Raw genomic sequence first — 21,261 nt, forward strand, 5'->3', positions numbered from 1 at the left:
GTGATCCTACGGCGGCGTTCTTCGCCTCACACGTCACCCGACCGGCCAGTAGCCGACCCCGCCAGCGGTAAAAGGCGGGGCCGGCTGGGCCATCCGGCCTCAGGCCACCTCGATGACGGCCTCGACCTCGACCGGCGCGTTCAGCGGCAGCGCGGAGACGCCCACGGCGCTGCGGGCGTGCTTGCCGGCGTCGCCGAAGACCTCGCCGAACAGCTCGGAGGCGCCGTTGACCACGCCCGGCTGCCCGGTGAAGCCCGGCGCGGACGCGACGAACCCGACGAGCTTGACCACCCGCACCACGCTGTCCAGGCCGACCAGGGCCTCCACGGCGGCGAGCACGTTGATCGCGCAGGTGCGGGCGAGCTCCTTGGCGCGCTCGGGCGCGACCTCGGCGCCGACCAGCCCGGTGGCGGCCAGCGCGCCGTCGACCATCGGCAGCTGGCCGGAGACGTACACGTAATTGCCCGTGCGCACGGCGGGAACGTACGCGGCCACCGGCGGTACCACCGGCGGAACGGTGATCCCGAGCTCGGCCAGGCGCGCGTGGACGTCGCCCACGTCAGCCGGCCTTGGGGCGCTTGAAGTAGGCGACGAGGTTCTCCGGGTTGAGCCCGGGCACGATGGCCACCAGCTCCCAGCCCTCGTCGCCGAAGTTGTCCAGGATCATCTTCGTGTTGTGGACGAGCAGCGGCGCGGTCAGGTACTCCCATTTCTGCATGTGGGGACAGTAGCGCCGAGCCGTCCGGGTTTGTCGGGGCACAGCCTGATATCGGGACCCCCGCCGGTGGCCGGGTGACGCTACTGTGAGGGCCGCCGTCGCGTGTGTCGCACAAAGGTGGGAGAAATGACGCAACCGCCCCCGTACCCGGGCCAGCCGGAGTATCCGGGCCAACCCGGTCAACCCGGGCAGCCGGGATGGCCTCCGCCGGTGCAGGACCCCTACGCGCAGCAGCCGGATCCCTACGCCGTGCCGCCCACGTCGGCCCCGCCGACGTCCGGTGGACCGTATGCCCAGCCCTACGCCCCGCCGCCGGCCACCGGCGCGTTCGGTCAGCCAACGGGGCAGTTCCCGCCGCCCACCGGGCAGTTCCCGACCGGCCCGATGGCGACCGGGCCGGTGCCGCAGCCGGGCATGGCGCCGCCGTTCTCCGGGCCGCCGGCGCCGGGCTACCCGGTGTACCCGCAGCAGGCCCCGGTCAAGAAGAAGCGCGGCCTCATGATCACCCTGATCATCCTGGCCGTGGTCGTGGTGCTGTGCGGCGGTGGCGGCGCCGCGGCGTACTTCGTGGTCCAGAACAACCAGGGCACCGGCGCGCCGACGGCGGCCGAGGCGGTCAACGGCTTCCTCACCGCGGTGTACAAGAACCGCAACATCGACGACGCGCTGAAGTACGTCTGCTCGGCGGCGCGCGACAAGGAGAAGCTGACCCAGCGGATCGATGACATCCGCAAGTACGACGGCGGCCTCTCCAGCCCCACCTACACCTGGCCGGCGCCGACCGTGGAGAAGTCCACCGCCGACGAGGCCACGCTCACGACCACGGTGAAGGTGACCACGAGCGACGAGAAGGTCGCGGAGACGAAGTACCGGTACGTCGCGACCCACGGCGACGGCTGGTTCGTGTGCGAGATCACTGCCGCGTGACCACGGGCCTCGACCAGGTAGCGTCGAGGGTGTGACGGCGCGCGAGACTTCGGACGGGCGGGGCGGCTACGGCTGGCCCGCCCGTCTGCATGTGGTCACCGGCAAGGGCGGCACCGGCAAGACGACGGTGGCCGCGGCGCTGGCGCTGGCCCTGGCGCGCGACGGCAAGCGGACCCTCCTGATCGAGGTCGAGGCGCGGCAGGGGATCGCCCAGCTGTTCGACCGCGACCCGCTGCCCTACCGCGAGATGCGCATCGCCACGGCGCCCGGCGGGGGCGAGATGCGGGCGCTGGCGGTGGACGCCGAGGAGGCGCTGCTCGAGTACCTCGAGATGTTCTACCGCCTCGGCGTGGCCGGACGGGCCCTGCGCAAGGTGGGCGCGGTCGACTTCGCCACCACGGTCGCCCCGGGCCTGCGTGACGTCCTGCTCACCGGCAAGATCAAGGAGGCGGTCACGCGCACCGCCGACGGCCGCCGGGTCTACGACGCCGTCGTGCTCGACGCGCCGCCGACCGGTCGGGTGGGCCGGTTCCTCAACGTGACGGCCGAGACGGCGCGGCTGGCCAAGGTCGGCCCGATCAAGACCCAGAGCGAGGGCGTGGCGGCCATCCTGCGCTCGCCGATGACCGCCGTGCACGTGGTCACCCTCCTGGAGGAGATGCCGGTCCAGGAGACGGCGGACGCGATCGACGAGCTGACCCGGCTGGGCATCCCGATCGGCACCGTGATCGTCAACGCGACCCGGCCGCCGGTGCTCGCCGGGGTGAAGATCACCCAGGCCGACCTGCGGCGCGGGTTGGGCGCGGCCGGCGTACCGGCGGACAAGGACACGCTGGCCGGCCTGGCGGGCGAGGCGCGCGCGTATCAGACCAAGGTGGCGGCCGAGGGCTCCCTGCGCGCGGAGCTGCAGAGCCTGGGCCGCCCGGTCGTCGAACTGCCGGTGTTTCCCGAGGGTGTGACCGCCGCGACCCTCGAGTCCCTCGGTGATCTGCTCCTCACGTCTGCTTGAGGATGCTCGCAGCGGATACGCTCGCAGAGTGCCTCCCAATGCCGAGACGCCCGGGTCCCCCGACCTGGATCTTGACGCGATCCTCGCCGACCGCGCGATCCGGATCGTGGTCTGCTGCGGCTCGGGCGGAGTCGGGAAGACGACAACGGCCGCCGCGCTGGCGCTGCGCGCGGCGGAGGAGCACGGCCGGCGCACGGTCGTCCTGACCATCGACCCGGCCCGGCGGCTGGCCCAGGCCCTCGGCCTCACCGAGCTGGACAACACGCCCCGCCAGGTCAAGGGCCTCCAGCCGGACTCGGCCGAGCTGCAGGCCATGATGCTGGACATGAAGCGGACCTTCGACGAGGTCGTGCTGCAGCACACCGACCCGAAGAAGGCCGAGGAGATCTTCGCCAACCCCTTCTACCAGGCCATGAGCTCGACGTTCTCGGGCACGCAGGAATACATGGCGATGGAGAAGCTGGGCCAGCTGCGGGCCCGCGACGACTGGGACCTGATCATCGTCGACACCCCGCCGTCGCGCTCGGCGCTGGACTTCCTCGACGCGCCGGCCCGGCTGTCGCGGTTCCTCGACGGCAAGATGCTGCGCCTGCTGCTCGCCCCCGCGCGGGCCGGCGGCCGCAGCGTGTTCAACCTGGTCTCGGCCTCGTTCGGGCTGTTCAGCCGCACGGTGCAGAAGATCCTGGGCGCGCAGCTGCTGACCGACCTGTCCGGCTTCGTGGGCGCGCTCGACTCGATGTTCGGCGGCTTCCGGGAGCGCGCCGAGCAGACGTACCGCGTGCTGCAGGCCCCCGAGACGGCGTTCCTGGTCGTCGCGGCGCCCGAGCCCGACGCGGTCCGCGAGGCGGTCTACTTCGCCGGGCGGCTGGCCGCGGACCGGATGCCGCTGGCCGGGTTGGTGCTCAACCGCGTGATCCCGGTGGCGGCACCGGACCTCACGGCGGAGGACGCCCGGGCGGCCGCGGAGCGTCTCGACGAGCTCGGCGGCCACCAGGCGACGGCGGACGTGCTGCGCGTGCACGCGGAACTGGCCGACCAGCACGATAGGCAGGCGGCGGTCTCCGGCCGGTTCCTGCACGCCTACCCGGGTGTGCCGGTCGTCCGAATCCCGGCTCAGCCCGCCGACGTCCATGACCTCGACGGGCTGCGCGCGATCGGAGCGACCTTCGCGTAGTGCTTCAGCCGGTCGGCACCAGCTCCTTGGTGTCCTTGCTGGTGCTGTTGCGGTCCATGGCCGCTTCGAACATCTTGCGCCAGCTGGGCACCTGCGGGTGGCGGCGCAGCAACGCCCGGCGCTCGCGCTCGGTCATGCCGCCCCACACTCCGAATTCGATCCGGTTGTCGAGGGCGTCCGCCAGGCACTCGTACCGCACGGGGCAGCTCCGGCAGATCCGCTTCGCCACGTTCTGCTCGGCACCCTGGACGAACAGTGCGTCCGGGTCGCCATTGCGACACGCGGCGATGCTGGGCCAGTCGACGACCATGCTCATATTTCCTCTTCCCCCCTTGGACTCCCCCCGGGTCCATCCGCCGGTCTTGCCCCGGCGAAAAGCGCCCAAACCACGTCCCCCCATGGCATTCGGGTGCAGTTCGCCGGGATTCCCCGGTCAGACGGCAGGGTTCCCGGCCTCGGGAACCCCGAAAGGAGCTTTCCGGAACATCATGCTCTGTAGTCGTCCAGTTACGCAACGTTGTTGCACCAGGTTAACCGCCCTTTCGCGATCCACCAAAGGGCCGATCCGTGCTACCGCTGCGCCACTACCGGGTGCGATTTGCCCAAAATGCCGACGGCCCCCGTGCGGCATGCCGCAGAATCGGAATCGGGTCAACCTCACGCTCGGTGTCACGCGTCTAGGACAACGAGGACGCGTGCATCTGGACGCGGCCTCATGACGTCGTCACGTAGTCTGAGGCGGTGACCTGGATGCGCAAACGCGAGCACGGCCTGCTGCCCAACGCGGCTTCATTGCTGCTGTGTGGGCTCTTGGCGGGACTGGTGGTCGCTGCGGCCGCGTTCCCTGCGGTCGCGATGTCGGGATTGGCGGCGAAAGCCGGTTCCGACACGTTCGAGAATCTGCCGACCGATATCGACGTGTTGCCGTCGCCGCAGATCTCGTACGTCTACGCGTCCGACGGCAAGACGCTGCTGGCGATGATGTACGACGAGAACCGCCGCGACGTGAAGATCGATGACGTCGCCCAGGTCATGCAGCAGGCCATGGTGGCGGCCGAGGACAACCGGTTCTACGAGCACCGCGGCGTCGACGTGAAGGGTGTGGCCCGCGCGTTCGTGGCCAACCAGAACGCCGGCGGCCAGACGGAGCAGGGCGCCTCGACCCTGACGATGCAGTACGTGCGGCAGGCCATCGCCTACTCCGCGCGCACGCCGCAGGAGGTCGTGGACGCCACCGACAAGACGCCCACGCGCAAGCTGCGCGAGATGAAGTACGCGATCGACCTCGAGAAGAAGCTCTCCAAGAAGGAGATTCTCGAGCGGTACCTCAACATCGCGCCCTTCGGCCACGGCGCCTACGGCGTCTACGCGGCCGCGCACGTGTACTTCGAGAAGGACCCCAAGGACCTCACGCTCTCCGAGGCCGCGCTCATCGCCGGTCTGGTGAAGGCGCCGGGCACCAACGACCCGGCCACCGCCGAGGGCCTGCCGCGCGCCCTGGACCGGCAGAAGTACGTGCTGAACCAGATGGTCACGATGGGCTACATCGACAAGGCCACCGCCGACGCCGCCGCCGGCAAGGACAAGCTGAAGATCGTCGGCAAGCGCACGCCCGAGGGCTGCGAGTCGGTCCAGCGCCCCGAGCTCGGCGCCGGCTTCTACTGCGACTACCTGCGCCGCTGGTGGATGGACCAGAAGGTGTTCGGCGAGGACCAGTACCAGCGCGCGAACCGGCTGCGGGCGGGCGGCTACACCGTCGTGTCGTCGCTGGACATTCAGACGCAGACGGCGGCGTGGAAGTACGCGCAGGACCAGCCGCTGGTCTCCAAGGACCAGAAGGTCAAGCTGGGCCAGTCCAACGCGATGATGCTCGCGGCGATCCAGCCCGGCACCGGCCGCGTGCAGGCCCTGGCCACCAACCGCAACTTCAGCAACGACCAGACGCAGAACGGCGGCAACACCAACCCGGACAAGAGGGGCCAGAAGGGCAACTGGCCCAACACCACGGTGCCGATCATCACCGGTGACTCGGACATCCCCGGCTACCAGGCCGGGTCGGCGTTCAAGATTTTCACCGCGGTCGCCGCCCTGGAGTCCGGGCTCCCGCTGGCCACCACGATCCAGACCGAGAAGCAGTTCGTCTCGGACTTCATCATCAGCTCCAGCAGCCCGGCCGCCTGCAACGGCAACCACTACTGCCCGAAGAACTCCGGCGGCCAGTCCGGCCCCTACAACATGTGGACCGGCTTCGGCAGCTCGATCAACACGTTCTTCGTGCCGCTGGAGCAGCAGGTCGGCGTCGACCACGTGGTCGACGTGGCCAAGCGCATGGGCATCCAGTTCAACGCCCCCGAGGACGCCAAGCTCGCCGCCAACCCGAAGGGCTGGGGCGCCTTCACGCTGGGCGTGTCGGCGACCACCCCGCTGCAGCTGGCCAACGCCTACGGCACCCTCGCCGCGGACGGCCTGTACTGCGAGCCGACCCCGATCCTCGAGGTCAAGGACAACAGCGGCAAGAAGGTCGACGGGCTCGACCCCAAGTGCAAGCAGTCCATCGACCCCGAGGTCGCCCGCGCGGCCGTCGACATGGCCCGCTGCCCGGTCGGCGACCAGTCGGCCTCCGGCAAGTGCGCCGGGGCCACCGCCGGCTACGCCCGCGACTTCGTGAAGCGGCCGATCGCCGGCAAGACGGGCACCACGGACTCGGAGAAGAGCGCCACCTTCACCGTCATGACCAAGCAGATGGCGGTCTCCGGCTTCCTGACCGACCCGGACTGGCCCGAGACCAACAAGGACATGAAGCACCCGCCGGTCAACTACGCCGCGCTGGGTGTGCTGCGCGACGGCCTGGCCGGCCAGCCGATCGTCGGCTTCACCGCGCCGACCAAGGACCGCTCGCAGGGCAAGCTGGTCGACATCCCGTCGGTCAAGTGCCTCTCGGTCGACCAGGCCCGGGCCAAGGTCAAGAACGCCGGCTTCTCGGTCTCGGTCGCCTCGGGCCAGGTCGCCTCGCAGTGCCCGCCCGGCACCGTCGACCGCACCAACCCGGCCGGCTCCACCACCAAGGGCGGTGGGGTCCAGCTGGTCGTGAGCAAGGGCCCGGGCGCGCCGGCCCCGCCGTACCTGGGCAACAACGGCGGCAACGGCAACGGCGGAGTACAGCAGAACGGCGACATCCCGAACACCGGCGACGGGGTGGACACCAACAACTGCCCCATCCCGTGGGTCTGCTGATCACCTGAAGGCATGAAAAAGGCGGGCGTCCCCTGATCGGGGCGCCCGCCTCTTCTGTGTTCAGCTGGAGGTCAGCTGGGCCTTCACGATCGCGGCGACCCGGCCGCCCTCGGCGCGACCGGCGACCGCGGCCTGCGCGGCCTTCATCGCCGGCCCCATGCTGCCGGGACCGCTGAACCCACCGGCGGCCAGCGCGTCGCGGACGATGCCGGTGAGGTCCTCGTCGGAGAGCTGCTTCGGCAGGTACCCCGCGATGACCTCCTCCTCCGCGCGCTCCTTGGCCGCCTGGGCCTCGCGGCCCGCGCCGGCGAACGCGTCGGCGGCCTCCCGGCGCTTCTTGGCCTCCTTGGTGAGCACCGACAGGACCTCGTCGTCGGAGAGCTCACGAGCGGCTTTCCCGGCGACCTCCGCGTTGCGTACCGCGGCGATCGCCATCCGCAGGGTCGACGTCACCAGCTCGTCACGAGCCTTCATGGCGTCGCGCAGGTCGGACTCCAGGCGTGCCTTCAACATGAGAAAAGTCTATCCGTCAGATCTTGCTCAAATCCCGTTGTAAAAGCGCCGGTAGGCTGAAGCAATGCGCTCGAAGACCGTACTGCGACTCGCGGCCGGCACCGTCGCCGCCGGCGCCGCCACCTTTGCCTACGCCTCGCTCGTCGAGCGCAACATGTTCACCCTGCGCCGCTTCGACGTGCCGGTGCTCGCCCCGGACGCCGAGCCGCTGCGCGTGCTGCACATCAGCGACCTGCACATGATGCCCGGCCAGCACCGCAAGCAGCGCTGGGTGGCCGAGCTGGCCGGCACCGACCCGGACCTTGTCGTCGTGACCGGCGACAACATGGCCCACGTCGACGCCGTGCCCGCCGTCGTCCGCGCGCTCACCCCGCTGCTGGACCGGCCGGGCGCGTTCGTCTTCGGCTCGAACGACTATTTCGGCCCCGTGTTCAAGAACCCGCTGGGGTACTTCAACAAGAACAAGCCGTACGTCCAGGGCGCCGCGCTGCCGGCCGAGGAACTGCGCGACGTGCTGACCGGCTCCGGCTGGGCCGACCTGAACAACGCGCGCACCACGATCAAGGCGGGCGGCCGCTCGGTCGAACTGGTCGGCGTCGACGACCCGCACGTCGGCCGCGACGACTACGACGCCGTCGCCGGCCCCACCTCGCCCGACGTCGACCTGCGCCTCGGCGTCACCCACGCCCCCGAGCCGCGCATCCTCGACCGCATGGCCGACGACGGCTTCGACCTGCTGCTGGCCGGCCACACCCACGGCGGCCAGGTCGCCGTCCCCCTCTACGGCGCGCTCGTCACCAACTGCGGCCTCGACCGCAAGCTCGCCAAGGGCCTGCACCGCTGGCCCTACTCCGAGGCCTTCCTGCACGTCTCGGCCGGCCTCGGCACCCACCCGACCGCGCCGATCCGCTTCGCCTGCCCGCCCGAGGCGACGATCCTGACCCTCATCCCGCGATGACAGCGGTGGCGCCCGGCGCGGTGGTCGTCCGCAAATGGCCCCGCCGCGCCGCCTATGCCGGGATCGCCGGAGCCGCCGGCCTGGCCGTCCTGCTCCCCACGGGCACGGCGGGCGCCGCCTGGTTCCTCGCCGGGCAGGTTCTCAACGTCAACAGCCCTCGCGTGTACCCCGTGCGAGTACGCGCCTACGCCGGTCGCCGCATCACGCTGACCCGCACCCCCGACACCGCGCGCAACCTGCCCCTGTCATTCGTCTGGGCGGCGGGCCACGCGATCCTCGGCGACGTGATCTCGGTCGACCGCGCCACCGTGACCCGCGAGGTCGCCGAGGTCACCCGAGGGGCGCTGGTGACGGGCGTCAGGGGGTACACCTCGGGCTATGTCTTCGAAGGCACCCCGGCAGCGCGCGGCCTGCCCTTCGAGGACGTGGTGGTCTCCGGCGAGCTGGGCCCACTGCCGGCCTGGCTGGTCCCGCCGACAGTCCCCCTGGTCGACGACACCTGGATCATCGCCGTCCACGGCCGCGGCGCCCCCCGCGGCGAGGCCCTGCGCGCCCTGCCCACCCTGGCCGCCTCGGGCCGCCGAACCCTGGTCGTGTCATATCGCAACGACGAGGACGCCCCACCGTCCTACGACCACCGCTTCCACCTGGGCCACACAGAATGGCGCGACGTGCGCGCGGCGATCGACTACGCCCGCGCCGCGGGCGCCCGGGACGTGATCCTCATGGGCTGGTCCATGGGCGGCGCCGCGATCTTCAACCTGTTGCGCGAGTGGGACCATGGCGGCTTCCTGCGTGCCCTGGTCCTGGACTGCCCGGTGGTCGACTGGAACGAGACGCTGCGGATGAACGGCCGCCAGCTGAACGTCCCCCCGATCTGGGTCTGGACAGCGATGCGCCTGATCCAGCGCCGCTTGGGCGTACGTGCTTCCGACCTCGACTACAGCTCCCTGTCCGCGCGGGTGGATGTGCCGACGTTGCTGTACGTCGACCACGATGACCGGACGGTGGCCTCGGCCCCGACCATCGCGTTCGCCGCCTCCTTGGGTTCCCGCGCCGCGCTGGTCGAGACGCGTGAGGCGGGTCACTGCCGGGGCTGGAACCGAGATCCTTTGGCGTACGAATCGCGCTTGGCCTCGTTCTTGGCTTCGGTGTAGTGGCTGGTCAGGACCCGTTTGCCCGACACGGGGGATACCGAGTTGGAGGCGGGACGGGCGTGGGCTACGATTACTCGGCACGCTCGGGGTATAGCGCAGCTTGGTAGCGCGCTTCGTTCGGGACGAAGAGGCCGTCGGTTCAAATCCGGCTACCCCGACTTCGTAAGCAGGGCCGGTTTCCTCATCACGAGGGACCGGCCCTGCATCGTTTCCCCGACTTGCGTGCCGGTCAGGCGTGGCCGCAGAGCAGGATGAGCATCACGCCGACGGCGGCGATTGCGAACCAGGCGACCGCCGTCAACACCACTACCCAAGGGCGCGGAGGCGGTGCGGAATGTCTAGCCACGCGCGTTCACGAGGGCCGGCTGGTTCAACGTGGTCGCCGCCCTCGTGCTCCGGAGCTCCGTGACAAATTCGCCCTCGTCTCGTCGGGGAGCTTTCAAGCGGCGAGCATACGGCGATTCATGAACTTCACGCGTTCTGGCCGGCGACCGTCCAGCGGGTTTCGAACTTCATGCGTTGGCAGCGGTTGTCTGTCTCCGGGCTCAAGGTCACCGCCGAGCGGAGGACGATTGTGACCGTCGTTGTCGGGGGGATTCGGGACGTCTGCGGGCGGTCGTCGATCGCGAAGGCCGGCTGTGGGGCCATGGTCAGGCGGGCGGTGCAATACGCGCGCGTTGTGGCGTCGTCGGGGGTGGTGCCTGACGTTACCGACTTCGGCTGGGCTGCGGCTGGGGTGATCGAGGTGACGGTCATGGGGACGTGGTTCGGGTTGGTCACGCGCATGGTGATGTCGGCGCTGTGGCCGGGGAAGAGGCCGTCCTCGCCGTCGAAGATGGAGCTGACGGTGGACGGGTCGACCACCAAGGGCTTCAGGTCGCCGGCGCGGCCGTCGCCGGCTCTGGCGTCCGTGGTCTTCAGGAGGGTGTCGAAGGCGTAGCCTGACACGCCCATTGTGGTGGCCAACGTTGCTGCCACCAGGACGGGGCGGAGTTCGGCGAGCGTCATGGTGCGGGCGATTCCGTCGGAGTGGGCTTCGGGGCCTCGGCCGTTGTCGATTCCGCTACCGGTTCCGCGGCGGGAGTCTCCACGGCGGCCGGCGGTTGGCCGAGGAGGATTGTGCCGTTCTTGATTTTGTTGGGGTACTGCGTTGTAGGCGCGGGAGTCCCAGGAAGGACCGGGGCGGCCGTCGTGGGCTTGGCCCGAACAGGTGAAGAAGTCGATTTAGGCGCAGCAACCACGGCAACGACCGAATCGGCCGTAGGTGAAGTGGCCGGGGCGGAAGTGGGCGGGGCGAACTGGGCGGCCTTGCCCAGGACCAGGACGTCGGTGGCGGCCGTCCAGCCCGTACCGGCGCCCGCGGGAGCCGTGGTCCAGGCCAGGGCGGCCATGAAGGCGGTCGCGGCGATGACGAAGTGGCGGGGCTGACGGGGGACGCGCACGACGGGCCTTCCGGAGCGGGCGAAAATATCGACATCCAGAAGTGTGCGCAGGTCAGGCCGCTCATAACACCGGGTGACCGGCGGGCGCCCGGACGTCGACCGGCGTACCGCTCCGGTGTTTCCGCAGCTCATGTTGGCTAAAACAAGCGAAGGGAGTGACGGCCGTGAATCAAGCCGTCACTCCCTGGAGAGTTAGTACGACTTCTCCTGGCCCAGCAGGTGCTGGGAGACGAAGTTCAGGATCATCTCGCGGGAGACGGGGGCGATGCGGCCCGCCCGGACCGCGCCCAGCAGGGTGGCCACGCCGTACTCGGTGGTCATGCCGTTGCCGCCCAGCGACTGGATCGCCGTGTCGACCGCCAGCGCGGCCGCCTCCGCGGCGGCGTACTTGGCCGTGTTCGCGGCCACGCCCGCCTCCAGGTCGCGGCCCGCGTCGTACAGCGCCGCCGCCTTGGCCACCATCAGGCGGGCCATTTCGACCTGGATGTACGCGTGGGCCAGCGGGTGGGCCACGCCCTGGTGGCTGCCGATCGGCCGGCCCCACACCGCCCGGGTCGCGGTGTACGCCGAGGCGCGCTCCAGGGCGTACCGCGCCGTGCCGCACGCCATCGCGGCCACCGTGATGCGCTCGGGGTTGAGGCCCGAGAACAGGGCCGGCAGGCCAGCCTCCGGGTCCTCGCCGATCAGGGCGGCGGCGGGAACGCGTACGTCGTCGAGGTACACCTGGAACTGGTTTTCGGGGCTGACGATCTCCATGTCGATCTTTGTTGCGGTCAGGCCCGGGGCGTTGGTGGGGACGACGAAGATGGCCGGTTTGAGTTTGCCGGTGCGCTCGTCCTCCAGGCGGGCCACGACCATGACCTTGTCGCTCTCGTCCACGCCGGAGATGTAGACCTTGCGGCCGGTCAGGGAGTAGCCGCCTTCGAAGGGCTTGGCGACCGTGGTCAGCTTGTGGAAGTTGGAGCCGGCGTCCGGCTCGGTGATGGCGAAGCAGACCTTCAGGGAGCCGGCCGCGAAGCCCGGGAGGAGGGCCTGGCGCTGCGACTCGGTGCCGTGCTTGGCCACGATCGTCGCGGCGATGGCGGGGGAGACGACGAGCAGCAGCAGGGGCGTGCCGGCCGCGGCCAGTTCCTCGCAGACGATGGCGAGCTCGGTGATGCCGCCGCCACCGCCGTCGTACTGTTCGGGGACGCTGACGCCGAGGTAGCCGAGCTTGGCCGCCTCCTGCCAGAGCTCGTCGGAGTGCTCGCCGGCCTTGGCCGTGCGCACGAAGTACTCGTGGCCGAAGCGCTTGCCGAGCTTGGCCACCGCGTCGCGCAGATCCTGCTGTTGAGGGGTGTAATCGAAATCCACGCTAACTCCTACAAGGGGCTATGAGGGGGAGAGCACCGCCAGCAGTGCGCCGGACTCGACCTGCGAGCCGGCCGCAACCCGCAGGTCGCTGATGACGCCGTCGGTGGGGGCGTGCACGGGGTGCTCGAGCTTCATCGCCTCCACCGTGAGCAGCAGGTCGCCGGCCGCGACCCGCTGGCCGGGGACCACGAGCACCCGGCCGACGGCGCCCGGCAGCGGCGCGACCAGGGAGCCTTCCGGCTGGTCGGGCACCGGCAGCGGGTACCGCGGCAGCTCCGTCAGCGCCACCGAGCCCTCGGGACTGTCCACGAAGGACACACCGTCGACCTCGTGCACCGCGAACTGCAGCCGCACCCCGCCGACGTCGAGCACGACCCGCTCGCCGGTGGCGCTGAGGATGGCGGCCGGCGGGTGGTCGGGGGCGCCGGCCGGGTCGAGTCCCGCGCCGGGCAGGCCGATGTCCTCCGGGTCGATGCGGCGCACCGCCCACGCGGCGAGGTCGTTGGCGCGGTCCAGCCGGTAGCCGACCTCGATCGTGCCGGTCGGACCCTCGTAGACCACGGTCTGCAGGGCGCTGGGCACGTTGCGCCAGCCCGACGGCAGCCCGGGCAGCAGCGCGGTCTTGGCCCGCCGTGCGGCTCCCGCGAGCGCCGCGGCCAGGCAGGACAACCGCACCGCGTCCACAGAGGACAGCAGGGGCGCGAAGACCTCGGGGTGACGATCCAAAAAGCCGGTGTCGGTACCGCCCGAAAGAAACGCCGAATGCCGCAGCGTCCGCACCAGCAGGTCGCGGTTGGTCGTCACGCCGTGCATGCGCGCGCGGGCCAGCGCCCCGCCGAGCATCCGGGCCGCCTCGGCGCGGGTCGGCGCCCAGGCGATCAGCTTGGCCAGCATCGGGTCGTAGTGCACGCCGATGACCGAGCCGTCCGTGACCCCGGAGTCCAGGCGCAGGCCGGGCGCGGTCAGCGGGCCGAACGAGTGCGTGACGCCGGGGATGTCGAAGCGGTGCAGCGTGCCGGTCGAGGGCATCCAGGCGTAGGCGGGGTCCTCGGCGTACAGCCGGACCTCGATCGCATGCCCGCGCAGCACCGGCGGCCCGTTGAACGGCAGCGGCCCGCCCTCGGCCACGACCAGCTGGAGCCGGACCATGTCGACGCCGACGACGCACTCGGTCACCGGGTGCTCGACCTGCAGCCGGGTGTTCATCTCCAGGAAGAAGAACTCGCCGTTGGGCGCGAGGAGGAACTCGACCGTCCCGGCGCCGACGTACGACACGGCGCGCGCGGCCGCGATCGCCGCCTGGCAGAGCTTCTCGCGCAGCTGCGGGTCGACCGCCGGGGACGGGGTCTCCTCCAGGATCTTCTGGTGCCGCCGCTGGATCGAGCACTCGCGCTCGCCCAGGGGCACCACGTTGCCGTGCGAGTCGGCCATGATCTGGACCTCGATGTGCCGGGCCCGCTCGACGTACCGCTCGCAGAACACGGTCCCGTCGCCGAACGCCGACGCCGCCTCGTGCCGGGCCGCGGCCACCGCCTCGGCCAGCGAGTCGCGGTCGCGCACGATCCGCATGCCCCGGCCGCCCCCGCCCGCGGACGCCTTGACCAGCACCGGGAACGTGTCGACGTCCTCGGGCTCGACGGCGGTGGGCAGCATCGGCACGCCGGCCTCGGCCAGCATCGCCTTGGCCTCCAACTTCGAGCCCATGATGGCGATCGCCTTGGGCGACGGGCCGACCCAGGTCAGGCCGGCGTCGATGACCGCGCGGGCGAAGTCGGCGTTCTCGGACAGGAAGCCGTAGCCGGGGTGCACCGCGTCCGCCCCGCACTTGCGCGCGGCCGCGATCAGGAGGTCGCCGCGCAGGTACGTGGCGGTCGGCGAGTTGCCCGGCAGGTGGACCGCGTAGTCCGCCTCGGCCACGTGCGGGGAGTCGGCGTCGGCGTCGGAGTAGACGGCGACCGTCTCGACCCCCATCGCCCGGCAGGTGGCGAACACCCGGCGGGCGATCTCGCCGCGGTTGGCTACCAGCAGCCTTCTGATCACTATGGCTCCCCTAATGCCGGAATACGCCGAAGTTCGCCCGGTCGCCGGTGCCGACGAGCGCCAGGCACATGCCCAGGACGGTGCGGGTGTCGCGTGGGTCGATCACGCCGTCGTCGTACAGGCGGCCGGACAGGAACAGCGCGGCCGACTCCTGCTCGACCTTGTGCTCGACCATGAACCGCATGGTGCGGTCCTGCTCCTCGTCGTAGGCGTGCCCCTTGGCCTCGGCCGCCTGGCGGGCCACGATCGACAGCACCCCGGCCAGCTGCTGCGGGCCCATCACCGCGGACTTGGCGTTGGGCCAGGTGAACAGGAACCGCGGCTCGAACGCGCGCCCGCACATGCCGTAGTTGCCGGCGCCGTACGACGCGCCGATGTTGATCGTCAGGTGCGGCACCCGTGAGTTCGCCACCGCGTTGATCATCAGCGCGCCGTGCTTGATGATGCCGCCCTGCTCGTACTCGCTGCCGACCATGTAGCCGGTGGTGTTCTGCAGGAAGATCAGCGGGGTGCCGCTCGCGTTGGCCAGCTGGATGAACTGGGCCGCCTTCTGCGCCTCGGCCGAGAACAGCACGCCGCGCACGTTGGCCAGCACGCCGACCCGGTGGCCGTGGATCGCGCCCCAGCCGGTGCACAGCGCCGCCCCGTACGCGGGCTTGAACTCGTCGAACTCGCTGCCGTCGAGCACCCGGGCCAGGATCTCCCGCGGGTCGAACGGCACCCGCAGGTCGGCCGAGGGGATGCCGAGCAGGTCGTCGGCGTCGAACTTGGGCTCGGCGCCGTAGGTCCGGCTCACGGTGTGGCTGAAGTTGCGCACGCAGGCCCGGGCCAGGCGCAGCCCGTCGCGCTCGTCCTCGGCGATGTAGTCGGCCAGCCCCGAGCGCGTGCCGTGCATGATCGCGCCGCCCAGGGTCTCGTCGTCGACCGTCTCGCCGGTGGCCATCTTGACCAGCGGCGGCCCGGCCAGGAACACCTTGGCCCGGTCGCGCACGAAGATCGTGTAGTCGGACATGCCGGGGACGTACGCACCGCCCGCCGTCGCGTTGCCGAACACCACGGCCACGGTCGGGATCCGGTCGGCCGAGAGCCGGGTCAGGTCACGGAACGCGGCGCCGCCCGGGATGAAGATCTCGGCCTGCTGCGGCAGGTCCGCCCCGCCGGACTCGACCAGGTTGATCAGCGGCAGCCGGTTCTCCCGCGCGATCTGGGAGGCGCGCTGGGTCTTCTTGAGCGAGAACGGGTTCACCGCGCCGCCGCGTACCGTCGGATCGTTGGCCACGATCACGCACGGCACGCCCTCGACGATCCCGATGCCGGCCACCACGCTCGCGCCGACCGGGTAGTCGGTGCCCCAGGCCGCGACCGGGCAGATCTCCAGGAACGGCGAGTCGCGGTCGATCAGCAGCTCGATGCGTTCGCGCGGCAGGAGCTTGCCGCGGGCGTGGTGGCGGGCGATGTACTTGTCGCCCCCGCCGCCGCGGGCCTGCCGCAGCGCCGACTCCAGCTCGGTCAGCCGCTCGAGCATGGCCGCCCGGTTCTCCGAGTAGGCCGCGCCCCGCGGGTCGAGGTTGCTCGTCAGGACCGGCATGGCCTCAGACCCCCAACTGCTTCGCGATGATCTCGTTCATGATCTCCGTGGTCCCGCCGCCGATGCCCAGGATCCGAGCGTCGCGGTAGTGGCGCTCGACCTCGGCGTCGCGGACGTACCCCAGGCCGCCGTGCAGCTGCACGGCCTGGTCGACGACGTGGTCGCAGGTCGCGACCGCGGTGTTCTTCGCCATCGCCACCTCCGTAACGAGCCGCTCGCCGCTTGCGACACGGACGGCGACGTGGCGGACGTACGTCCGGGCCACCTCCACCTGCCGCGCCATCTCGGCGAGCCGGTGCCGCACGAGTTGCCGGCCGGCCAGTGGACGGCCGAACGTGTGCCGGTCCTTCACCCAGGCCAGGGTGAGGTCCAGGCAGCGCTGGGCGGTGGCGTACGCCTGCACCGCCAGCGTGATCCGCTCGGTCGCGAAGTGGGTCATGAGCTCGGGAAAGCCGCCCACGACGTGGTCCTTGGGCACCCGCACGTCCACGAACGCCAGCTCGGCCGTGTCCGAGCAGTGCCAGCCCATCTTCTCCAGCCGCCGGGTGACCTGGAAGTCCTCGATCACCAGCAGCCGGAAGCCGTCGTCGGTCCGCACGGCCGTGGTCGCGAAGTCGGCCCGCGCCCCGCTGGTGATGAACGTCTTCGACCCGTTGACCAGGTAGTGGTCGTCCCGGTCGACGGCGGTCGTGCGGATGCCGGCCACGTCCGACCCGCCGCCGGGCTCGGTGACGGCGAGGCACCCGATCCGCTCCCCGGCGAGGGTCGGCCGCACGAACCGTTCGATCAAGTCGGCCCGCCCGGTCGCCACGATGTGCGGCAGCGCGATCCCGTGCGTGAACAGCGCCGCCACCAGCCCGGACGACCCGCCGGCCCGAATGATCTCCTCGATCACCACGACGGTATCGACCAGATCTCCCGCGGACCCGCCTACGTCCTCGGCGAATCCGATGCCCAAAATGCCAACCCCCGCAGCGGTACGGTGCAATGCCCGCGGAATCTCGCCCGCCCGCTCCCACCCGTCGAGGTGCGGCACCACCTCACGCTCGACAAAGGCGCGCACAAGCTCCCGCAACCGCCGCCGCTCTTCGGTCTCGAAGGGATCGCTCACGGCAGCAACTCCCGAGGCAGCTCGACCACCCGCGACCGCAGCCACTCGCCGAGCGCTTTGCCCTGCGGATCGAACCGCGTGCTGGCCGCGACCCCCTCGCCAAGAATCCCGCGCACCACAAAGTTCACGGCAAGCAGGTTCGGCAGCTCATACCGTTCGACGATCAGCTCGCGGGTCTCGGGCAGCAATTCCTGGATCCGCTTGGGCGTCAGATAGTCGCGGAGCCACTCATACGCTTGTTCGCTGCGCCCCCATACGCCGATGTTCGCGTCGCCGCCCTTGTCTCCAGAGCGGGCGCCGAACACCTCGCCCAAGGGCGCGGCGACGAAATATCCAGACGCTGGCGCGTCAGGATATTTCGGACTTATCACCATATTGTGGGGTGCGGTGATCTTCGGAGGGCTGATCAACTGGCGGCTGCCGTCGGGCAGGACGGCGACGTGCTCGACCGCGGCCTGCGGGATGAACCGGCCGGTGAACACGCCGAACGGGGTGGCGTCGCCGGGCGGGGCGGTGACGGCCAGCCCCGGGTACGAGGCCAGCGCCAGCTCCACCGCGGCCTGCGAGAACGGCCGGCCCGCCCGCTTGGCGTCGGCATCCTTGATCGACACCGTGAGCAGCGCGCTCGCCGCCGCCTCGCTCGGGGCGTCGGCGCGATCGGTGCGGGCCAGGGTGAACTCCAGACCGTCGGGGCCGAGGGAATCGCGGAGCTGTTGCCGTACCAGAGCAGCCTTTTCTTCGATCTTCAGCCCGCACAACACGAACGTCATCGCGTTGCGGAAGCCGCCGAGGGTGTTGACGCCGACCTTGAGCTCCGGCGGGGGCGGGGTGCCGCGGGCGCCCGAGATCCGCACCCGGTCCGGCCCGTCGGCGGCCAGGGTGATCGAGCCGAAGTCCGCGACCACGTCGGGGCCCGGATAGGCCGGAGCGCCGATCTCGTACAGCAGCTGCGCCGTCACCGTCTCCACCGTCACCGCCCCGCCGGTGCCGGGGTGCTTGGTGATCACCGAGGAGCCGTCGGCGTGCAGCTCGGCGAGGGGGAAGCCGGGGCGGCGGGCGCCGTCGGGCAGCTCGGTGAAGAACGCGAAGTTGCCCCCGGTGGCCTGGGCGCCGCACTCCAGCACGTGGCCGGCGACCGTGGCCCCGGCGAGCGCGTCGAGGTCGTCCCGGGTCCAGCCGAAGTGGGCGATGCCGGGTCCGACCACCAGCGAGGCGTCGGTGACCCGGCCGGTGACCACGATGTCCGCGCCGTGCTCCAGGCAGGCGGCGATGCCGAAGGCGCCGAGATAGGCGTTGGCGGTCAGCCCCGGCACCTGCGCGGTCACGTCGTCGCCTTCCACGTGCGCGACGGCGATGTCGAGGCCGAGCCGCGCGGCGAGGGTCCGGATGGCGTCGGCGAGGCCGGCCGGGTTGAGTCCGCCGGCGTTGGTCACGAGGCGGACGTTGGCGGCTTTGGCGGTACCGATGACGGCTTCCAACTGCCGCAAGAACGTCTTCGCGTAGCCGGTGGACGGGTCCTTCATGCGGTCGCGGCCGAGGATGAGCATGGTCAGCTCGGCCAGGTAGTCGCCGGTGAGCACGTCGAGCTCGCCGCCATCGAGCATCTCCTGCCAGGCCGAGGCGCGGTCGCCGTAGAAGCCGGAGGCGTTGCCGATTCGGATCATCTCTTGGCCTTCGGCTCACGCTTGGCGCCGGGCGGGCCGGCGAAGGCCTGGGCGACCGTCAGCCACTCGGTCGCGTGCTCGCCCGTGGCCTGCAGGGCCAGGTCGGCCGGGTTGCGGCGCTGGGTGACGAGGAGGCAGAAGTCCAGGATCGGGCCGGTCACGCGATCGGGCGCGCCCGCTGGGCCGAACGCGAGCAGGTCCCCGTCCGGCAGGCTCAGTTCGACGCGGAACGGATCGGTCGGAGCGGATCGACCGTGGCTTGCAAAGCCATGACCGATCGTCCGGTACCCGATGAAAGCGACATGTCGCAAACGTGCGGTCGGCCGCAGGTGATCCTGCGCGAGCTCGGGGAAGGTCTCGGCGATGTCCCGGCCGTGGGCCCAGGTCTCCATCATCCGGCCGGTCGCGCTCGACGCCGGCGACATCGCGGTGCCGAACCAGGGCCGCTTCTCGCCCGGCGGGACCTTCCGCAGCGCGTCGGCCAGCGCCTGGCGGCCGGCCCGCCAGCGGGGGAGCAGCTCGTCCGGCGGGGCGACACCGGCGGCCGCGGCCCGGTCGACGAACGTGTGCGGGTCGTCGATCTCGCTGAGCCGCGCGAAGAACGCGGCCGGGTCGGTGTTGGCGAGGGTGGCCGCCTCGTCGGTCCAGTGCAGGTGGGCGATCTGGTGGGCCACGGTCCAGCCGGGCGCCGCCGTCGGGCGGCTCCACTGCTGCGCGTCCAGGCCGCTGACCAGCCGGTCGAGCGCCTCGGACTCCGCCGCCAGGTCTTGCAGCACCTCGTCGAGCTGCATTCGCGCCTCCGGTTACAGGATTTCGGCGAGTTGGAGTTTCCAGGCCGCGAGGAGCTGGGTGCGGCGGGGAGTGTCGTCGGTGAGCAGGTTCGCGACGCCGAGGCCGCGGAGGAGGTCGAGCGTCGCCTGCACCGCTTCCCGCACGCCCGGCCGCGACTCGTCCGCGTCGAGCACGTCGACGGTGAGCCGGTGCATCTCACGGCCGACCCGGGCCTCGAGCGGCACCAGAGCATCGCGCAATTCCGCATCGGTACGGGCGGCGACCCACACTTCCAGCGCGGCGACGAACAGCGGGCCGGTGAACGCGGCGGCGAGCAGCTCGACGACGCGGTCCAGGCGCTCGGCCCGATCGCCGGTGAGCTCGGCGGCCTCCATGCGGATCTCCTCGGCGCGCCGCTCGGCCAGGTGCTGGACGGCGGCCAGGACCAGGGCGGTGCGCGTGGGGTAGTGGTGCAGCTGGGCGCCGCGGGAGACGCCGGCGCGCTCGGCGATGACCGTGGTGGTGGCGCCGGACCAGCCGAAGTCGTACAGGCACTCGACGGTGGCCTCGAGCAGGCGGCGCTGGGTGATTCGGCTCCGCTCCTGCATGTACTCAGCCTGCTCGCTAGAAAACAAACAGTCAAGACTGATTGTTTCGCACGTGTTTTTTAGGCCGCCCTGGTGTGGACGGCCTGGTCCTACTTACACGCGCGCGCGGCGGGCGAGGCGCTCCGGATCCATGATGATCACGCTCTTGCCGTCCAGCCGCAGCCAGCCACGGGAGGCGAAGTCGGCCAAGGCCTTGTTCACCGTCTCGCGCGAGGCGCCGACGAGCTGGGCCATCTCCTCCTGCGTGAGGTCGTGGTTGACCCGCAGCACGCCGCCGTCGCGGGTGCCGAAGCGGCCGGCCATCTGCAGCAGCGTCTTGGCCACCCGGCCGGGCACGTCGGTGAAGATGAGGTCGGCCAGCGAGTCGTTGGTGCGGCGCAGGCGGCGGGCCAGCACGCGCAGCAGCTGCTCGGCGATCTCCGGGCGGTTGGTCAGCCAGGGCCGCAGCGCCTGCTTGCGCAGCCGGGCGAGCCGGGTGTCGAGCACGGCGGTGGCGGTCGCGGTCCGCGGACCCGGGTCGAACAGCGAGAGCTCGCCGACCATGTCACTCGGGCCCATCACGGCGATGAGGTTCTGCCGGCCGTCGGCCGCGCGGCGCCCGACCTTGATCTTGCCGGACAGCACGATGTAGAGACTGTCGCCGGGCTCGCCCTCGCTGAACACGACCTCGCCCTTGCGGACGTCGATCGTCTCCATCTCCTTGGCGAGCGATTCCGCGGCGTCGGCCTCGACCCCCTGGAAAATCCCGCTCCGCGCCAGTACCTCGTCCATCGCGTCCACCTCTATCAGTCGGCCGAACGCCAGTTTATGCATACGGGGTCGGTTCTCCGACGGTGGGCGGCCGGGATAGTACTCCGCGACCTGCGGCGGGGCAGTAGTCCTGAAGGGCGGCGCCCCGTTCGCGGGCGTGCGATATCTTCGCGTCGGACACGACCGCTCGTGCTCGCCGTGGGCATGGGCGTTGCCGAGTGGTGGAGTGGATCGCATGACGGTG

The 21,261-nt window shown here is 70.9% G+C and carries 19 protein-coding genes and 1 tRNA gene; 7 read left to right on the forward strand and 13 right to left on the reverse strand.

Annotated features, from left to right (window positions below; translation table 11 throughout):
* Nucleotides 1-99: 99 nt before the first annotated feature.
* The gene (locus tag ACQP00_RS02485; protein WP_433213716.1) at nucleotides 100-558 is read right to left on the reverse strand and encodes a RidA family protein; all 459 of its coding nucleotides are present in this window, start codon (nucleotides 556-558) and stop codon (nucleotides 100-102) included.
* Between the two features lies 1 nt (nucleotide 559).
* On the reverse strand, nucleotides 560-718 hold the full coding sequence (locus tag ACQP00_RS02490) for a hypothetical protein (protein ID WP_433055486.1): 159 nt from the start codon (nucleotides 716-718) through the stop codon (nucleotides 560-562).
* Nucleotides 719-928: 210 nt separating this feature from the next.
* On the opposite strand from ACQP00_RS02490, the gene ACQP00_RS02495 reads away from it, so the two are divergent.
* From ACQP00_RS02495 to ACQP00_RS02505, 3 genes are read left to right on the forward strand one after another with little or no spacing between them, the layout of a single operon-like run.
* A complete protein-coding gene (locus ACQP00_RS02495) occupies nucleotides 929-1,645 on the forward strand; it encodes an Rv0361 family membrane protein (protein WP_433213719.1) in 717 nt (238 codons plus the stop codon).
* A gap of 31 nt (nucleotides 1,646-1,676) precedes the next feature.
* A complete protein-coding gene (locus ACQP00_RS02500; RefSeq protein ID WP_433213722.1) occupies nucleotides 1,677-2,654 on the forward strand; it encodes an ArsA-related P-loop ATPase in 978 nt (325 codons plus the stop codon).
* Between the two features lie 28 nt (nucleotides 2,655-2,682).
* Nucleotides 2,683-3,828, forward strand: a complete 1,146-nt coding sequence (locus ACQP00_RS02505) for an ArsA family ATPase (RefSeq protein ID WP_433213725.1) — start codon at nucleotides 2,683-2,685, stop codon at nucleotides 3,826-3,828.
* 4 nt (nucleotides 3,829-3,832) lie between these two features.
* Here the strand turns inward: ACQP00_RS02505 and ACQP00_RS02510 are convergent, their stop codons facing one another.
* Complete coding sequence (locus ACQP00_RS02510) at nucleotides 3,833-4,144, reverse strand: WhiB family transcriptional regulator (RefSeq protein WP_433213728.1); 312 nt, start codon at nucleotides 4,142-4,144, stop codon at nucleotides 3,833-3,835.
* 434 nt (nucleotides 4,145-4,578) lie between these two features.
* Between ACQP00_RS02510 and ACQP00_RS02515 the strand changes: the two genes are divergently transcribed.
* Complete coding sequence (locus ACQP00_RS02515) at nucleotides 4,579-7,062, forward strand: transglycosylase domain-containing protein (protein WP_433223638.1); 2,484 nt, start codon at nucleotides 4,579-4,581, stop codon at nucleotides 7,060-7,062.
* A gap of 60 nt (nucleotides 7,063-7,122) precedes the next feature.
* On the opposite strand, the gene ACQP00_RS02520 is transcribed toward ACQP00_RS02515, so the two are convergent.
* Nucleotides 7,123-7,575, reverse strand: coding sequence for a GatB/YqeY domain-containing protein (locus tag ACQP00_RS02520; RefSeq protein WP_433213731.1), 453 nt, complete (start codon nucleotides 7,573-7,575; stop codon nucleotides 7,123-7,125).
* Nucleotides 7,576-7,639: 64 nt separating this feature from the next.
* On the opposite strand from ACQP00_RS02520, the gene ACQP00_RS02525 reads away from it, so the two are divergent.
* From ACQP00_RS02525 to ACQP00_RS02535, 3 genes are all read left to right on the forward strand, one after another.
* Nucleotides 7,640-8,533, forward strand: coding sequence for a metallophosphoesterase (locus ACQP00_RS02525; protein ID WP_433213734.1), 894 nt, complete (start codon nucleotides 7,640-7,642; stop codon nucleotides 8,531-8,533).
* The gene (locus ACQP00_RS02530; protein ID WP_433213737.1) at nucleotides 8,530-9,690 is read left to right on the forward strand and encodes an alpha/beta hydrolase family protein; all 1,161 of its coding nucleotides are present in this window, start codon (nucleotides 8,530-8,532) and stop codon (nucleotides 9,688-9,690) included. Before ACQP00_RS02525 ends, ACQP00_RS02530 begins: the two co-directional genes overlap by 4 nt.
* A gap of 84 nt (nucleotides 9,691-9,774) precedes the next feature.
* Nucleotides 9,775-9,848: transfer RNA gene (locus ACQP00_RS02535), tRNA-Pro, on the forward strand.
* A 313-nt stretch (nucleotides 9,849-10,161) separates the two neighbouring features.
* Here the strand turns inward: ACQP00_RS02535 and ACQP00_RS02540 are convergent.
* The 9 genes from ACQP00_RS02540 to ACQP00_RS02580 form a co-directional block, all read right to left on the reverse strand.
* Complete coding sequence (locus ACQP00_RS02540; protein WP_433213740.1) at nucleotides 10,162-10,698, reverse strand: hypothetical protein; 537 nt, start codon at nucleotides 10,696-10,698, stop codon at nucleotides 10,162-10,164.
* 626 nt (nucleotides 10,699-11,324) lie between these two features.
* Nucleotides 11,325-12,485: an acyl-CoA dehydrogenase family protein gene (locus ACQP00_RS02545; RefSeq protein ID WP_433213743.1), complete on the reverse strand. Its 1,161-nt coding sequence runs from the start codon at nucleotides 12,483-12,485 to the stop codon at nucleotides 11,325-11,327.
* A gap of 18 nt (nucleotides 12,486-12,503) precedes the next feature.
* Complete coding sequence (locus ACQP00_RS02550; RefSeq protein WP_433213746.1) at nucleotides 12,504-14,525, reverse strand: biotin carboxylase N-terminal domain-containing protein; 2,022 nt, start codon at nucleotides 14,523-14,525, stop codon at nucleotides 12,504-12,506.
* 10 nt (nucleotides 14,526-14,535) lie between these two features.
* On the reverse strand, nucleotides 14,536-16,113 hold the full coding sequence (locus ACQP00_RS02555; RefSeq protein ID WP_433213749.1) for an acyl-CoA carboxylase subunit beta: 1,578 nt from the start codon (nucleotides 16,111-16,113) through the stop codon (nucleotides 14,536-14,538).
* A gap of 4 nt (nucleotides 16,114-16,117) precedes the next feature.
* Nucleotides 16,118-17,224 (reverse strand): acyl-CoA dehydrogenase family protein, encoded by a 1,107-nt coding sequence (locus tag ACQP00_RS02560; protein ID WP_433213752.1) that lies wholly within the window; start codon nucleotides 17,222-17,224, stop codon nucleotides 16,118-16,120.
* Nucleotides 17,221-18,888: an acyclic terpene utilization AtuA family protein gene (locus tag ACQP00_RS02565; RefSeq protein WP_433213755.1), complete on the reverse strand. Its 1,668-nt coding sequence runs from the start codon at nucleotides 18,886-18,888 to the stop codon at nucleotides 17,221-17,223. Before ACQP00_RS02565 ends, ACQP00_RS02560 begins: the two co-directional genes overlap by 4 nt.
* Nucleotides 18,885-19,679, reverse strand: a complete 795-nt coding sequence (locus ACQP00_RS02570; protein WP_433213758.1) for a TIGR03084 family metal-binding protein — start codon at nucleotides 19,677-19,679, stop codon at nucleotides 18,885-18,887. The genes ACQP00_RS02565 and ACQP00_RS02570 overlap by 4 nt, the downstream gene beginning before the upstream one ends.
* A 12-nt stretch (nucleotides 19,680-19,691) precedes the next feature.
* Nucleotides 19,692-20,267, reverse strand: a complete 576-nt coding sequence (locus tag ACQP00_RS02575) for a TetR/AcrR family transcriptional regulator (protein ID WP_433213761.1) — start codon at nucleotides 20,265-20,267, stop codon at nucleotides 19,692-19,694.
* 93 nt (nucleotides 20,268-20,360) lie between these two features.
* Nucleotides 20,361-21,038, reverse strand: coding sequence for a Crp/Fnr family transcriptional regulator (locus ACQP00_RS02580; RefSeq protein WP_426509797.1), 678 nt, complete (start codon nucleotides 21,036-21,038; stop codon nucleotides 20,361-20,363).
* Nucleotides 21,039-21,261 lie beyond the last annotated feature (223 nt).

The sequence above is a fragment of the Dactylosporangium sp. CS-047395 genome (assembly GCF_050942185.1).
Taxonomy (GTDB): domain Bacteria; phylum Actinomycetota; class Actinomycetes; order Mycobacteriales; family Micromonosporaceae; genus Dactylosporangium.